10 protein-coding genes, 2 rRNA genes and 1 riboswitch are annotated in these 16,846 nt (G+C 33.1%); of the genes, 10 read left to right on the top strand and 2 right to left on the bottom strand.

The window, feature by feature from the left end:
* The first annotated feature begins 231 nt into the window (after positions 1 to 231).
* The 9 genes from CSPA_RS27955 (at position 232) to CSPA_RS27915 (ending at position 11,521) form a co-directional block, all read left to right on the top strand.
* Positions 232 to 3,141 (top strand): 23S ribosomal RNA (locus tag CSPA_RS27955).
* 155 nt (positions 3,142 to 3,296) lie between these two features.
* Positions 3,297 to 3,413 (top strand): 5S ribosomal RNA (rrf, locus tag CSPA_RS27950).
* 535 nt (positions 3,414 to 3,948) lie between these two features.
* Positions 3,949 to 4,115: riboswitch (Lysine riboswitch) on the top strand.
* A 143-nt stretch (positions 4,116 to 4,258) separates the two neighbouring features.
* Complete coding sequence (gene dapA, locus CSPA_RS27945; RefSeq protein WP_015395783.1) at positions 4,259 to 5,125, top strand: 4-hydroxy-tetrahydrodipicolinate synthase; 867 nt, start codon at positions 4,259 to 4,261, stop codon at positions 5,123 to 5,125.
* 139 nt (positions 5,126 to 5,264) lie between these two features.
* Positions 5,265 to 6,917 carry a SulP family inorganic anion transporter gene (locus tag CSPA_RS27940; protein ID WP_015395782.1) on the top strand — a complete coding sequence of 551 codons (1,653 nt, stop codon included), beginning with the start codon at positions 5,265 to 5,267 and terminating at the stop codon, positions 6,915 to 6,917.
* Positions 6,918 to 6,955: 38 nt separating this feature from the next.
* On the top strand, positions 6,956 to 7,915 hold the full coding sequence (locus CSPA_RS27935; RefSeq protein ID WP_015395781.1) for a phosphotransferase family protein: 960 nt from the start codon (positions 6,956 to 6,958) through the stop codon (positions 7,913 to 7,915).
* A gap of 299 nt (positions 7,916 to 8,214) precedes the next feature.
* Entirely contained in the window at positions 8,215 to 9,456 is a 1,242-nt protein-coding gene (locus tag CSPA_RS27930; protein ID WP_015395780.1) for an ammonium transporter, read from the top strand.
* A 147-nt stretch (positions 9,457 to 9,603) separates the two neighbouring features.
* A complete protein-coding gene (locus CSPA_RS27925) occupies positions 9,604 to 9,942 on the top strand; it encodes a P-II family nitrogen regulator (protein ID WP_015395779.1) in 339 nt (112 codons plus the stop codon).
* A gap of 296 nt (positions 9,943 to 10,238) precedes the next feature.
* Positions 10,239 to 10,862, top strand: a complete 624-nt coding sequence (locus CSPA_RS27920) for an HD domain-containing protein (RefSeq protein WP_015395778.1) — start codon at positions 10,239 to 10,241, stop codon at positions 10,860 to 10,862.
* 149 nt (positions 10,863 to 11,011) lie between these two features.
* The gene (locus tag CSPA_RS27915) at positions 11,012 to 11,521 is read left to right on the top strand and encodes an Hsp20/alpha crystallin family protein (RefSeq protein ID WP_015395777.1); all 510 of its coding nucleotides are present in this window, start codon (positions 11,012 to 11,014) and stop codon (positions 11,519 to 11,521) included.
* A 157-nt stretch (positions 11,522 to 11,678) separates the two neighbouring features.
* Here CSPA_RS27915 and CSPA_RS27910 read toward each other — a convergent pair whose 3' ends face one another.
* A complete protein-coding gene (locus tag CSPA_RS27910; protein ID WP_015395776.1) occupies positions 11,679 to 13,256 on the bottom strand; it encodes a DEAD/DEAH box helicase in 1,578 nt (525 codons plus the stop codon).
* A 219-nt stretch (positions 13,257 to 13,475) separates the two neighbouring features.
* Positions 13,476 to 14,198, bottom strand: a complete 723-nt coding sequence (locus CSPA_RS27905; protein WP_015395775.1) for a lysophospholipid acyltransferase family protein — start codon at positions 14,196 to 14,198, stop codon at positions 13,476 to 13,478.
* Between the two features lie 231 nt (positions 14,199 to 14,429).
* Between CSPA_RS27905 and CSPA_RS27900 the strand changes: the two genes are divergently transcribed.
* Entirely contained in the window at positions 14,430 to 16,817 is a 2,388-nt protein-coding gene (locus tag CSPA_RS27900; protein WP_015395774.1) for a cation-translocating P-type ATPase, read from the top strand.
* Positions 16,818 to 16,846 lie beyond the last annotated feature (29 nt).

Genomic DNA, 16,846 nt, shown 5'->3' with positions numbered 1-16,846 from the left:
TAAAAAACAGCAAAATTGTTGCGTAGCTTAGTAGCAACAAGTGCGAGGAAGCAAAAATTTTATGAAATGAAGCGTACTTTATGTACGTGAATGAATAAAATTTGCAGCTGACGAAGCAATTGGCGGTAATAAGCAAGCAAATTGTTCTTTGAAAATTGCACATAGATTTGATGTATAAAAAATACAACAAAGCCAAGAATATATATTCTTTGTGATATGACTAATAAATTAGGTCAAGCTACAAAGGGCGTATGGTGAATGCCTTGGCATCAGGAGCCGATGAAGGACGCGATAAGCTGCGATAAGCTTCGGGTAGACGCACATAGTCAGAGATCCGAAGATTTCCGAATGAGGAAACTCACATGGGAAACCCCATGTATCATAAAGTGAATACATAGCTTTATGAAGGTAAACCCAGGGAACTGAAACATCTAAGTACCTGGAGGAAGAGAAAGAAAAATCGATTTTCTTAGTAGCGGCGAGCGAAAAGGAAAGAGCCCAAACCAGAGATTTATCTCTGGGGTTGCGGACAGAACATAACGTGAAATTATTGTTAACCGAACACAACTGGAAAGTTGGACCATAGGGGGTAATAGTCCTGTAGGTGAAAATAATAATGAACAGTTCTGCACCAGAGTACCACGAGACACGTGAAACCTTGTGGGAAGCAGGGAGGACCACCTCCCAAGGCTAAATACTACCTGATGACCGATAGTGAAGCAGTACCGTGAGGGAAAGGTGAAAAGAACCCCGGGAGGGGAGTGAAATAGAACCTGAAACCATATGCCTACAACCGATCAGAGCACCTTACGTGTGTGATGATGTGCTTTTTGTAGAACGAGCCAACGAGTTACGGTATGTAGCGAGGTTAAGTACTTAAGGTACGGAGCCGAAGGGAAACCGAGTCTTAATAGGGCGATTAGTTGCATGCTGTAGACCCGAAACCGGGTGACCTATCCATGGCCAGGTTGAAGCGAGGGTAAAACCTCGTGGAGGACCGAACCACGTTGCTGTTGAAAAAGCATGGGATGAGCTGTGGATAGCGGAGAAATTCCAATCGAACTCGGATATAGCTGGTTCTCCTCGAAATAGCTTTAGGGCTAGCGTCGGAAAATGTGAGTAGTGGAGGTAGAGCACTGAATAGGCTAGGGGGCATAGCGCTTACCGAACCTTATCAAACTCCGAATGCCATATACTATCAGTCCGGCAGTCAGACTGTGAAAGATAAGTTCCATGGTCAAAAGGGAAACAGCCCAGATCGTCAGCTAAGGTCCCAAAGTGTAAGTTAAGTGGAAAAGGATGTGGGATTTCTAAGACAACTAGGATGTTGGCTTAGAAGCAGCCACTCATTAAAAGAGTGCGTAATAGCTCACTAGTCAAGAGATCCTGCGCCGAAAATGTCCGGGGCTCAAACTTACCACCGAAGCTACGGGTTCACGTTTATACGTGAGCGGTAGAGGAGCGTCGTAATCGGGCTGAAGTCGTACCGAAAGGAGCGGTGGACTGATTACGAGTGAGAATGTTGGCATTAGTAGCGAGATGTAGGTGAGAATCCTACAGGCCGAATATCTAAGGTTTCCTGAGTAAAGTTTGTCTTCTCAGGGTTAGTCGGGACCTAAGGCGAGGCCGAAAGGCGTAGTCGATGGACAATTGGTTGATATTCCAATACCACTATCATCGTTAATATCGAGGGTGTGACGGAGAAGGATAGGATGTGCTAGCTATTGGATGCTAGTCTAAGCGTTTAGGAAGTTGGGATTGGCAAATCCGTTCCAACAATTCTGAGGCGTGATGGGGAAGGTTCTACGGAACCGAAGTATCTGATTCCATGCTTCCAAGAAAAGCATCTAGAGAGAGAAGTAGTGCCCGTACCGCAAACCGACACAGGTAGATGAGGAGAGAATCCTAAGGCCGACGGAAGAATTGCAGTTAAGGAACTAGGCAAATTGACCCCGTAACTTCGGGAGAAGGGGTGCCTGCGAAAGCAGGTCGCAGAGAATAGGCACAAGCAACTGTTTAACAAAAACACAGGTCTCTGCTAAAGCGAAAGCTGATGTATAGGGGCTGACGCCTGCCCGGTGCTGGAAGGTTAAGGGGAATACTTAGCAGTAATGCGAAGGTATGAACTTAAGCCCCAGTAAACGGCGGCCGTAACTATAACGGTCCTAAGGTAGCGAAATTCCTTGTCAGGTAAGTTCTGACCCGCACGAATGGCGTAATGACTTGTGCACTGTCTCAACTGCAAATCCGGCGAAGTTGTAGTGCGAGTGAAGATGCTCGCTACCCGCGATTGGACGGAAAGACCCCGTAGAGCTTTACTGTAGCTTAGCATTGAATTTCGGTATTGTCTGTACAGGATAGGTGGGAGACTGGGAAACTAGGGCGTCAGCTTTAGTGGAGTCGTTGTTGGGATACCACCCTGATAGTATTGAAGTTCTAACTGGATGCCATGAAACTGGTGACAGGACATTGTTAGGTGGGCAGTTTGACTGGGGCGGTCGCCTCCTAAAATGTAACGGAGGCGCCCAAAGGTTCCCTCAGAACGGTCGGAAATCGTTCGAAGAGTGCAAAGGCAGAAGGGAGCCTGACTGCGACACCTACAAGTGGAGCAGGGACGAAAGTCGGGCTTAGTGATCCGGTGGTACCTCGTGGGAGGGCCATCGCTCAACGGATAAAAGCTACCTCGGGGATAACAGGCTGATCTCCCCCAAGAGTTCACATCGACGGGGAGGTTTGGCACCTCGATGTCGGCTCGTCGCATCCTGGGGCTGAAGTAGGTCCCAAGGGTTGGGCTGTTCGCCCATTAAAGCGGCACGCGAGCTGGGTTCAGAACGTCGTGAGACAGTTCGGTCCCTATCCGTCGCGGGCGTAGGAAATTTGAGAGGAGCTGTCCTTAGTACGAGAGGACCGGGATGGACTGACCTATGGTGTACCAGTTGTTTCGCCAGAAGCATAGCTGGGTAGCTAAGTCGGGAAGGGATAAACGCTGAAAGCATCTAAGTGTGAAGCCCCCCTCAAGATGAGATTTCCCATAGCATAAGCTAGTAAGACCCCTTGAAGACTACAAGGTTGATAGGTCAGAGGTGTAAGTGTGGTAACATATTTAGCTGACTGATACTAATAGGTCGAGGGCTTGACCAATAAGTTAAGTTGTAAAAATACATTAAAAAACTATGTGCAATTTTGAAAGAACAAATCTTTCAAAAAAGATATTCCAAAGGAATATCCAGCAAAATTGTTAACTATGAATTGTCCACAGGATACCCTAAAGGGCATAAACTGTTAACTGTATAAGATCTCGTGATGATGGCATAGAGGTAACACTCCTTCCCATTCCGAACAGGAAAGTTAAGGTCTATAGCGCCGATGGTACTGCATGGGAGACTGTGTGGCAGAGTAGGACGTTGCGAGGTAAGTTAAAAAGATAGTTGTAATAACTGTCTTTTTTTATTTCTATTCTTAAATTGTTTTAAAAAGCAATTTAAGAGATAAAGTTCATATAATTATTAACATAATAGAAAAATAATCCACAATAAATTTAATTTCTTTGTGGATTATTTCTTGTTTATGTGGATATGTGTGTATAAAATTTAAAATATAAATTAATATTTGATTATGTAAAGATTAATTTATTTATATATTAGATATGGAATATAGTTTTCTAATAGCATTTTTGCAACTTTTATAGCATTTTTAACTATATACTATGCAAAAAAATTATAATAATATATTTATAAAGATAAGTAAGGTTAATTGAAAGACTATAAGATAAGTAATAAATTAGTATTTTAGAAAATATTAAAATAGTGTATAAGAAAATGAAATAATATATCTTTTTTATTATAAGTATTAATAGGCAATTTAATTATATATTCAGTCGTTCTGTAAAAGCGTTTCATTTACAACAATCTAATTAAATGTTATAATTATTGTAATTTAATAACAGAAACCTTAGGTAGAGGTGCTATATATAATTAGTACTTATTATGAGTTGGCAAACATTGATTAATAAGGAAAGGTAATATGGCCGAAGATTTAAATTATGCAAAAATTTATTTCTGGGTATGCATAAAATATATGTATGACTGTCACGAAAGTGGAGAGCTAACAAGGATTTAGTCAAATTTAGAATAATAATGAAATTATTATTTATTGTTGTATTTTGATTTTAAATAAAGCTTTATATGATTAACTCTGCCCGTTAGTACCTGCTAACGGTTTTTCTTTTGTTAAAAACTAATTTGAGGAGTGTAATATTATGAAAATTGAAGGCGTACTAGTGCCACTAATAACACCATTTAAAGATGGACAAGTAGATTTGAAATCTTATAAAAGGATGATTGATCACTATATTGAAGAAGGTGTAACAGGAATTATGCCATTGGCAACAACAGGTGAATGTCCTACAATTCTACCAAATGAATATGATGAAGTTTTAACTAAAACTCTAGAGTATTGTAATAATAGAGTACCAATATATGTTGGATTGGGAGGAAACAATACTAGTGAGGTAGTAAGTAAATTAAAAGTGGTGGAAAAGCACAAAGTTAATGGTATATTATCTGTAGCTCCATATTATTCAAGACCTAATCAGAGAGGAATTTACGAACATTTTAAATGTATATCTGAAGCAACTGATTTAGATATAATACTATATAATATACCTTACAGGACTGGAACTAATATTGAAAATGAAACTGTAGAAAGGCTGGCAGAACTTAAAAATATAGTTGCAATAAAAGATTGTTCAGGAAATATAAAACAAACAATTGAATTATTATTAAATCCACCAAAGGATTTTTCTATATTAACAGGCGAAGATGCACTTTTTTATACAACACTTACAATGGGAGGACAAGGTGGAATCATGTCTTCTGCTCATTTAAAGACTAAAGAATTTATTGAAGTGTACAATTTGATTAGAGCGAATAATCATCAAGAAGCACTGGAAAAGTGGAAATCATTACAGAATATGATTCCTCTATTATTTGCAGAACCTAATCCAACACCAGTGAAATATTGTTTGAAAAAGTTAGGTCTTATAGATTCAGATGAAGTTAGGCTTCCATTAGTAAATATTACTGATGAATTAAAAATTAAATTAGATAATGTTATAAATAGTTAATAGAAATATAAAAGTTAATCCTATATTTAATTGTCATAAATGTACTCCTATTGTCAAAAAAATGAATATTTTGCTTTGACTACTATATTGATTAGGAGTAATATAAAATTTGAACAATTGAATAAGGATGTGATTAAAAATGATGCCTAAGTTCTTTTCTATGATTAAGAACGGGGAAATTACTAAAGAACAAGTTATGAAGGATATTATTGCAGGTGTTATTGTAGCTATAATAGCAATACCATTATCAATAGCACTTGGAATATCTTCTGGTGTATCACCAGAAAAAGGACTCATAACTGCTATTTTCGCGGGATTTATTATTTCATTTTTGGGAGGAAGTAGAGTTCAAATAGGAGGACCTACAGGAGCCTTTGTTGTTATAATTTATTCTATAATTCAGGAATATGGATTAAATGGACTCATCACCGCGACAATAATGGCTGGAATTATAATGATAATAATGGGATTATTAAAGTTTGGTTCGCTGATTAAGTATATACCTCAAACAATAACTATAGGATTTACAGCAGGTATAGCTGTAACATTAATGTCAACACAAGTTAAAGATTTTTTAGGTTTAAAAATTGATAATGTACCAGCAGAGTTTTTTGCAAAATGGAACAGTTATTTTTCTAATATGGGAACACTAAATATATATTCTCTAGCAATTGGAATAATTTCTGTTATTATAATAATTGTTTGGCCTAAGATTAATAAAACTATACCAGGATCTATGATTGCATTAATTTTAGCAACTCTTGCTGTAAAGCTGTTAGATTTCCCAGTAGATACAATAGGAAGCAGATTTCAAGATATTTCATCAACAATATCAGCGCCTGTGTTGCCACAGCTTAGCATGAGTGTAATAAATAAATTATTCAGTCCTGCCATGACAATTGCTATTTTAGCTGCTTTAGAATCATTGCTGTCAGCAGTAGTAGCAGACGGAATGATTGGAGATACTCATGATTCTAATATGGAACTTGTGGCGCAAGGGATAGCTAATATTACATCAGGATTATTTGGCGGAATACCTGCTACAGGTGCTATAGCAAGAACTGCTGCTAACGTAAGAACAGGAGGAAGAAGTCCTATAGCAGGAATGGTACATGCTATAACATTATTAATTACTATGTTAATTTTAATGCCTCTTGCTAAAATGGTACCAATGACTGTGCTTGCTGCAATATTAGCAGTTGTATCATATAATATGTCACAATGGAGAGCTTTTAAAGGCTTATTAAAAGCACCTAAAAGTGATGTTATTGTATTATTAGTTACATTTATAGGAACTGTTATATTTGATTTAGTAGTTGCTATAGGTATTGGAATGGTCATGACAGCATTTTTATTTATGAAGAGAATATCAGATACTACACAAATCAGAGATTTAGTAGAGGAAAAAGTTTTTGATGAAGAAACAACTGCAATATTAGAAAAAACAGATGGAAGAATACGAGTATATCAAGTAAATGGTCCAATGTTTTTTGGAGTTGCACAAGAATTTATTTGTAAGATAAAAGAAATTGAAGCTTCTGTTGGGGTTGTAATTTTGGATATGAGACATACCCATGCGATAGATGCTTCTGCAATAGATGCATTAACCAGATTACTTAAACATTGTGATGCGAATAATATAAAGCTTTGTTTAACCCACGTACAAGAGCAGCCAATGAAGGTATTACATCGAATGGGCTTTGCAGTTCAACTTGGAGTAAGTCATATATATGAAACTAAAACAGAGGCAATAGAGAAAGCTTATGATTATTTAGAACAATTAGAAGCATAGGAACTAATTAATATATTTAGAGTAGCGAGGTATAATTTATGGAATATGATTGGGAGAGAACATTCCCATTTTTAGAGATTGATGAGAATATAGTCAGTAAACTATTTGAAGGTATATTACAAGAAAATAATATTGTAAATATAACACCAGTTGATGAGGGATGTAGAACCACAAATTATATTATTTCAACTAATAATATTAATAAAAAATATCTTTTGAAAATATTTTTTCCTATGGAACAAAATTATATGAGAGAAATTAAATTATTGACTATGTTGAAAGAAAATAAAGCTATACCAGTTCCTAAAATATATAAGATTAGTAGAGATGAACTAATTGAAAATAGGGAATATGCAATCTATGAATATATGAATGGACAGACTTTGGGTAAAGTCGTAAGTGATGGATATAAATTAGAAGACGGCTTTGTTAAAAGTGTTGCAAGAACGCTAGCAAAAATACACAGCTATAAATTTGATAAGGTCGGATTTTTAGATAAAAATTTACATGTAATAGACAACTTTCCTCCACTTATAAAGTGGTATGAAATTTTAATGGGGGATATGGCAAAAAAGAGATTGGGTAAAGACATTGTAAATAAAATTTGTCGATTAGTAAAACAAAATGATGAAATTTTATTGGAATTGGATAAGGATATTAGATTAGTGCATGGCGACTTTCAAGGTACTAATATTTTGATAGAAAATGGACATTTATCTGGAGTTTTAGATTGGGAATTTGTAATGGCAGGACACCCTATTGCTGATATAGGGCAGTTTTTTAGATATGAAGAATATTTCAATAAAAGTCTAATTAATGTGTTTAAAGAAGAATATAATAATAATTCAGATTACAAGCTTAGTGATAACTGGTATAAAGTGAGTAAACTTCGTGATTTGACTAATTTAATTCAATTAATCAATACTGAAGACGACATGCCTAATAAGCATAAGCATATAAAGAAGATGATAATTAGTACTATAAACAATTTTGATTAGAAATTAAACAAAATTGAAATTAATATGAAAAAATTGTTGACAAAAGTTAATTCGCCTTATATACTATGAAATAAGAACAATGGTGTTTGATAAGCGTACTGCTAAGTATGCGGATCAAACACCTTTTTATTTTACATTATTATTTCAAATAATGTAATAATGAAGCAGATTTTATAATTGTTGTATTAGGGAACGAGCGCGCAGTTACCTAGGGCTAACATTTATTTAAAAAAAGAAAAAATAAGTAATTTGAATTTATAATTTTTGGTTTAGTATTTATATATTAAGGAGGAATATTTATGGAAATTAATTCAGGTGATATCAGTTTTGTTATACTTTGTTCAGCACTTGTACTTTTAATGACGCCAGGTCTTGCATTCTTTTATGGAGGAATGGTTCGTAGGAAAAATGTTTTAAATACACTAATGTCTTCAATGTTTATTTGTGGATTAGCTTCTGTAATGTGGGTATTAGTAGGCTACTCAATGTCTTTTGGTGATGATATTGGTGGAATAGTAGGGGGACTTAATTTCTTTGGATTCAATGGTGTAGCAGGAGCGCCTTCTGCATATGCGCCAACTATACCTCATATGCTTTTTGCAGCTTTTCAAATGATGTTTGCAATTATAACTCCAGCACTTATAACTGGATCTTTAACTGGAAGAATGAAATTTTCAGCATTATTTATTTTTATAGGATTGTGGTCGCTATTAGTATATTATCCATTAGCTCATATGGTATGGGGTGGTGGAATAATAGGAGCTTTAGGAGCTGTTGATTTCGCTGGTGGAGATGTTGTTCATATTAGTTCAGGAGTTTCAGGCCTTGTAGCTTGTATTATGTTAGGTAAGAGACGTGGATATGGTATGATGTCTTATAAACCACACAATATTCCTTTTGTAGTTCTTGGAGCAGCATTACTTTGGTTTGGATGGTTTGGATTTAATGCAGGAAGTGCATTAGCAGCTAATGAATTAGCAGTGCATGCTTTCATGACAACAAATACTGCAGCAGCAACAGCAATGCTTTCATGGATGTTAATTGAAAAAGTTAAACATGGAAAACCAACAGTACTTGGTGCAGTAACAGGAGCAGTTGTAGGCTTAGTTGCAATTACACCTGGTGCAGGGTTTGTACCACTTTGGAGCTCAATTATAATAGGAGCTATAGTATCTCCAATTTGTTACTTCTTCATGGGAGCAGTAAAATCAAAATTTGGTTACGATGATGCTCTTGATGCTTTTGGATGTCATGGAATTGGAGGAGTATGGGGAGGAATTGCAACTGGACTATTTGGACAAACAGCAATTAACTCTGTAGCTAAATGGGATGGATTGTTCTTTGGAGATGTGCATCTTTTAATTGCCCAAGTTGAAGCTATTGTAATAACAGTATTATTTGCAGGTATAATGACATTTATAATACTAAAAGTTATGAAATTATTTATGAGCATTAGAGTTGAAAGTTCAGAAGAAGCTGATGGCCTTGATGTAGCTGAACACGGTGAAACTGCTTACCCAGCATTTAATGGATTAGACTAGTCAGGGCATATGAATATAAATTAATAATATAATATATGTTGTAATAAAGAATTCATTTTAAAATAATTTATGGTATAATTTTTAGATAAAGACTCAATAAGACAACATATATTTATATTATAATGGATGATTAGGGAGGAAATAATTATGAAAAGAATAGAAGCAATTATAAGACCTTCAAAACTTGAGGATATTAAAGAAGCATTAAAAAATAATAATATAAATGGTGTAACTATAAGCCAAGTTATGGGTTGTGGTCAACAACGTGGATGGAAAGAATATCACAGAGGTACTGAGATAGTAACTAATGTATTACCTAAAATAGAAGTTAAAATAGTGGTTGAAGATGAGAAAGTGGAAGACGTTATAGAATTAATCACTAAAATTGCTAGAACCGGTGAAGTTGGTGACGGAAAAATTTTCGTTGTGGATATAGCAGAATGTGTAAGAATTAGAACTGGAGAAAGAGGAAATTCAGCTCTTTAATTCTTGGAAGGTTAAAATTTAAATATATACTATAATTAAACAGTAGATAATATTGTGTTAAGCAAAATTATCTACTGTTTTTTCGTTTTTAGGAGCTATAATTAAGTTAAAGTTTAGGAAAAATTTTAAAATTAGCAGAAACATATAGTCCTGTGAAGCAGATTATTTTATGTGGAATGTGGTTTAGAGTTTAAATATATTCAAAAATAAAAAAGATATTTTCATGATTAAGAATTAAAATATTTGAAATACTAGTATTAGGTTTGAATACAGATAATAAAAGGGGGATGATTTTAATGAATGATAAAGAAATTTTTTTAGAGATTGAACAAAATTTATTAAATGATAATAAACCATCTAATTATTTAGAAGAAGCTTTAAAAAATCACTTGCTAGATAATTATCCTTTTTCAATGATTAAAGATTTGCAGGAGGTTGATCAGAATCCCAAATATCATCCTGAAGGAAATGTCTTTATTCATACAATGATGGTAGTTGATGAAGGTGCAAAGTATAGAGAAAAAAGCAGAGATAAGCGTGTATTTATGTGGTCACTTCTATTACATGATATAGGGAAAAAGCCAACTACTAAGCTTAGAAAAGGAAGATTAACCTCTTATAATCATGATATTGTTGGAGCTGATATGACTGTAAAGTTCTTAGAACATTTTAATGAAGATGAGGCATTTATTGAAGAGGTACGAGGTCTTGTAAGATGGCATATGCAAAGCTTATTTGTTACTAAAGATATGAAGTTTCAAAATATTGGTGACATGTTAAAAGATGTTAATATTAATGAAATAGTACTAGTTTCACTTTCTGATAGATTGGGAAGAGGAAATTTAGATTATAAAGAAATTGAGGATACAAGAGTTCAAATAAAGAAATATAAAGAAAAACTAAGCAGCTTTAAGAAATGAAGTTGAAGGTTAAAGACGACTTTTCTTCGGCAAATCAACTCTATTTATGGAATAAATAGTTTAAACAAATTGAAAAATTATAAATACTATATAGGTATTAGAAGCTTTTTATCTTGTAACTAGAAATCCATAAATATGAGGAGGAAAGTATGTTTAAAATTTTTTCATTTAGAATAGGTGACACCTTTAACTTAAATAATCTGCAAAAAATTAGTGATATTATGAGTTCTGTTCTAGAGAATATAGATATTAGCGAATTTCAAAATACTGATAATGGGAATTTGGAAGAAGGAATTTATGAAAGAAAAGAAGATGAAAATAATGATTTTATTGAATTGGAGCAATATGAGGATATGTACCTATTAAATATCAATTTAAAAGGGATTGACCTTAGAGAATTAAGTATAAGATATGATCCAGGAATATTAGAAATAAATTTAAATAGGTCTGAATTAGTGAATAGAGGAATTGGGATATTAACAAGTAAGGTGCTTGTAAAAAAGTCATACAATAAGAAATTTGAAAATATTGAAGATATAGAGACAAGCCAAATACTTAAGAATATTGATAATGGAATTCTTAGTATTAGAATGCCAAAAAAGTATGCACTAGATGGCGTTGTAGATGTGAATTTTTATGAAGATAATGTAGATAACTAAGCAGATATGTGGATAAATAAATAAAATATTGTGGATAGAAATTAGAAATGTAATAAGTGAAGATATTAAAAAAGAACAACAAAAAAAGGGAGGATAAACCTAGGAGAATTCCTAAAAATAATCTTCCCTTATGTAAGAATAATTAATTAACTTATAATTATTTCTTACGCTTATTGGCTACTTCAACATTAACTTTCTTTTTGTTGATCTTTCCGCCAGGACATTTATTTATTATTTTGGCAGCTACAGTTTCATCAACTGTTACAAATGAGAAGTTTTCCATAAGGTCTATTTGACCAATTGCAGAAGCACTAATTCTTGTCATGTCTTTAATGTAATTAATCAATACCTTTGGAGTTAATCCATCTCGTTTGCCGACAGAGAAAAATAAACGTACATCTTCTTTCTTAGGTGCATCAAGCTTATTTGCACTATAGTCAAATACACTTTCAGATTGGAATTTAATTTTCATTAAAGCTGCAATAATTGATACTGGATCATGAGCTTCAGTTAATTCTATTGCACTTGGGATAAACTTTGTAAGTTCACCAGCTTCAATAGTTTTTTCAACTTCGGAAACCATGTTTTTGAATTTCTTATTGTTGATTTCTTCAGCAGTTGGAACAGGTTTTTGAGTAATTTGACTCTTTGTAACATTTTGAATTTGCTTAAGCATTGCAAAATCTTTTGGAGTTACTAATGAGTACGCAGTACCACTCTTGTTTGCTCTACCAGTTCTACCTATTCTATGAACATAAGATTCAACATCTTGAGGTAAATCATAGTTAAATACATGAGTTACTCCCTCAACATCAATACCTCTAGCAGCAACATCAGTTGCAATTAATAAGCTTAATGTTCCTTCTTTAAATTTATTTAAGGTAGTTAATCTATGAGCTTGAGTCATATCTCCGTGCATTCCTTCAACCATGTAACCTTTTGATTGTAGTTCTTGTACAAGCTCATCAACGCCTCTTTTAGTTCTACAAAATATTATAGCAGAACTAGGATTATCTGAATCTAATAATCTGCAAAGAGCTTCTAATCTATGCTTGTTATTAATCATAAAATAACTTTGTTCGATTTTAGATACAGTTAAAGAACTTTTCTTTATCGAAACATGCTGTGCATCTGCTTTCATATATCTCTTAGCAAGTTTTTTTATTTGATCAGGCATTGTTGCTGAAAATAGTAAAGTTTGTCTTTCTGTTGGTGTATGACTAAGAATTTCTTCTATATCATCAATAAATCCCATATTAAGCATTTCGTCAGCTTCATCTAGAACTAAAAATTCAATGCTATCTAAATGAAGGCATTTTCTCTTTATAAGGTCAAGCATACGTCCAGGAGTACCAACAACTATGTCTACAGTACCTTTTCTTAAAGCTCTAATTTGTCTGTCTATTGAATCTCCACCATAAACAGATAATACTTCAGTTTTTTCATACTTAGACAATCTTTGTATTTCTTCGTTAACTTGAACTGCAAGCTCTCTTGTTGGTGCTAAAACAAGAGCTTTAATCCCTTTTTTATCACTCATTTTTGTAAGGATTGGTAAGCTGTAAGCAGCAGTTTTTCCGGTACCAGTTTGAGCCTGCCCAATTAGGTCAGCTCCACTAAGGGTTACAGGTATACTTTGTTCTTGTATTTGAGATGGTTCCGTAAAACCAAGGTCTGATATTGCTTTTACAATACTCTCCTTTAGACCTAATGTAGCAAATTGATTATCATTCATTAAATATCCTCGTTTCTATATTTTAAAATTGGTCGCTCCCCTTTAATTTACTAATTAAAGGAATATATAAATTGCAAGAATAATTCTTAATTTCTAGTATTGAAATGCCAAAAAATTTAAACACAATTGTGAATTGCAACATATATAAGTCAAATGAATTTATTATAACATATTATACGAAACTATGTCAAAAAAATTTAATATATGTTATAATATTTTTTAGTAATCCTTACATGAATTAATTATGATGGAATGGACTGTATTAGGTAGCTTCTCTAGCTCGTCCTTAGTTAATTTATCTACATATATAGTAGGATGAATTATTAATTCTATATCGGCGCCTTTAATTCTATTATTATTTTCTTCTAGGAGCTTATAGGTTCCGTTTATTGTTAATGGTACTATTGGACATTTTGATTTTGTCGCTAGTTTGAAACTGCCGCTTTTAAATTCATCAATAGACTTGCCTTTACTTCGTGTACCCGATGGGAAAATAACCATAGAGTGGCCAGACTTCAATAAATTTATACCGTCAACTATTGCTTCCGCAGATTTTCTTAAATTATCCCTATCCATGAAGATACAATTTATATATTTCATCCAAGTGCTTATGAAAGGCCAATTTTCAAGCTCTTTCTTTGCGATAAAGCCCTTTGGCATGTCGATAACACCTAATAATAATGGAATATCAAAATTGCTTTCATGATTTGAAACAAATAATACAGTTTCATCTTTAGGAATATTTTCTAGACCTATAACATTAACTTTAGCACCAGCTATTTTTAAAATAAATTTAGCCCATGTATGGGTTACTTTATGAATGAAGTTATTTCTTCCTTTTATATTATTGGTAAAAGTTAAAAATTTTATTCTAATTCTAAAGATAGAAGCAAAAACTAAACTAAGGATCATACCTGAATAAAATAATAAAGTTCTCAGCATTAAATATTACACTTCCTTCAATATAATAATTTTACACTAATCAGTATAATATAAAAATTATTATATTAAAAGAATAAAAAAGTTATACGATTATTAAAAATAGATAAATTTAATAATATTTTAAGTAAAACATAGGGAAAAATATTATTAAAATAAGGTATAATATATAATACATTAATTAATTCGATGAAATAAGGTAGAAAAATAATTTACATAGGTAGGAGAGTTTTAATGAATTTAAACAATACATTAGATATTCAGGAAAGGAACGATGACGAAATAATAGGATTAACATCAAAGGAAGTTAAGAAAAGAATAAAAGAAGGCAAAGTTAATCATATTCCTAAAACTCCATCAAGAACTATAGCTCAAATAATAAGAGCAAATTTATTTACAAAATTTAATGCTATAAATTTTACTCTTGCAGCGGCAATTATTATAGCTGGCTCACCTAAGAATGCTGTTTTCGTAGGTGTTATTATTGTAAATACATTAATTGGAGTAATACAGGAAATTAAAGCTAAACATACATTAGAAAAGTTATCTGTTATTAGTGAAGCTCATGCAAAAGTCATTCGTGATGGTGAAATAAAAGAAATTTCCATAGAAGATATCGTGCTTGATGATGTAATGTATTTAGAAGCAGGTATGCAGATACTAGCAGATGCTGAAGTTATACAAAGTAATGGACTTGAAATAGATGAATCAATGCTTACTGGGGAAGCAGATGCAATCTCTAAGCATTATAGTGAAAAGTTACTTTCAGGAAGCTTTGTTGCATCAGGAGAAGGTTATGCAGTTGTAAGAAAAGTTGGAAAAGAAACTTATTCTTCTACACTTGCAGAGGAAGCAAGACAATTCAAAATAATAAATTCAGAATTGCAGACAGCTATAGATAAAATATTTAAAGTTATAATATGGATAGTACCACCATTATCATTATTGCTAATAATAACTCAATTAAGAATCCCTGAGAATACTTGGCAGGATGCATGTATAGGTGCAGTATCAGGAATTGTTGGTATGGTGCCAGAAGGGCTTGTATTGTTAACGAGTGCTACATTTATCGTTTCGATTGTTAAATTATCTCAATATGATACCTTAGTGCAGGAATTATGTGCTACAGAGGTTTTAGCAAGGGTGGATGTATTATGTTTAGATAAGACAGGAACAATAACACAAGGAGATTTAAGACTAGCTGAAGTTAAAAATATAGGCTGCCGAGATTCAGGAGAAATAGATAATATATTAGCGGCTTTAATTCATAATTTACCTTGTAATAACCCAACACAAAAGGCTATTTTAGATAAATATAAAGATTATGATAAAAGTTTAGTATGTACAGATAAGATTCCATTTTCATCAAAAAGAAAGTGGAGTGGTGCCACTTTTGAGGGAATTGGAACATGGATTTTAGGTGCACCTGAAATTATATTAAATAAACAATATCACTTTATAGAAAATCTAGTTAAAGAAGAAGCAAAGAAGGGCAAGAGAGTCTTGTTGTTAGCTAATCTTCACAACAAATTAAGTGAAAAATTAGAAGGAAATATAGAAAGTGTTGCATTAATATTAATTGAAGATATTATAAGGGAAGCAGCACCAGATGTATTAAGATTCTTTAGTGAACAAGGTGTTGATGTAAAAATAATCTCTGGAGATAGTCCTATTACTGTATCAGAGGTTGCAAGAAGAGCTGGCGTAGAGCAATGGGAAAAATATATTGATGCAAGAGAATTGCCAGAAGACCATGAAGAACTTAAAAAAGTAATTAATGATACAACTGTTTTTGGAAGAGTAACTCCACATCAAAAGAAAAAAATAGTTACAGTTCTTCAAGAAATGGAGCATACTGTTGCCATGACAGGTGATGGAGTAAATGATGTACTTGCTTTAAAAGCTTCAGATTGTGGAATAGCTATGGCAAATGGATCTGATGCAACAAAAGCAGTAGCACAGTTGGTATTAATGAAATCAGATTTTTCTGCACTTCCTAAGGTACTTGAAGAAGGAAGAAAGCAAATTAATAATTTAGAGAGAGTTTCAGAATTATTTTTATCAAAAACAATATATTCAGGGATTTTAGCTCTTATGTGTTCAGTGTTATTCTTAGAATATCCAATATTGCCAATTCAATTATCTTTGGTAGGAAGCTGTGCAATAGGAATTCCATCTTTCTTTTTAGCGTTGTTACCTAGTACTGGAGGAGTAAAGAAAGGCTTCTTAACAAGAATAACCACAGTAAGTATACCAAATGGAATATTGCTGGCATTGTTTACTGTAATAACCTTCGTATTGTCTCTTAGAATAAATGCATCTTTGGATTATAGCAGGACCTTATCAGTATTGATGTTTTCTGGTATAAGCATGGTAATTTTATTTAGGGTTGCAAAACCTTTGACAAAGTTCAAAACTATAATGTGCTTATCTATGTTTGGGATTATAGTGCTTGCATTTATAACCCCTATTGGAAGAGAAATATTTAGTTTATCTGTGATAAATATAAAAGATTGGGCAATATCTTTAGCTGTAATAATATTATCAGGTCCATTAATTACAAAGATAGTTGATATTTTTAGAGTTAGAGTTAACAGAAAATTTAAAGTAAAAACAATTTAAGTATTAAGTATTTCCGAGGAAATGAGATA

Source organism: Clostridium saccharoperbutylacetonicum N1-4(HMT), from assembly GCF_000340885.1.
Taxonomy (GTDB): Bacteria; Bacillota; Clostridia; order Clostridiales; family Clostridiaceae; genus Clostridium; species Clostridium saccharoperbutylacetonicum.
This window is presented reverse-complemented; position numbering and strand designations above follow the sequence as displayed.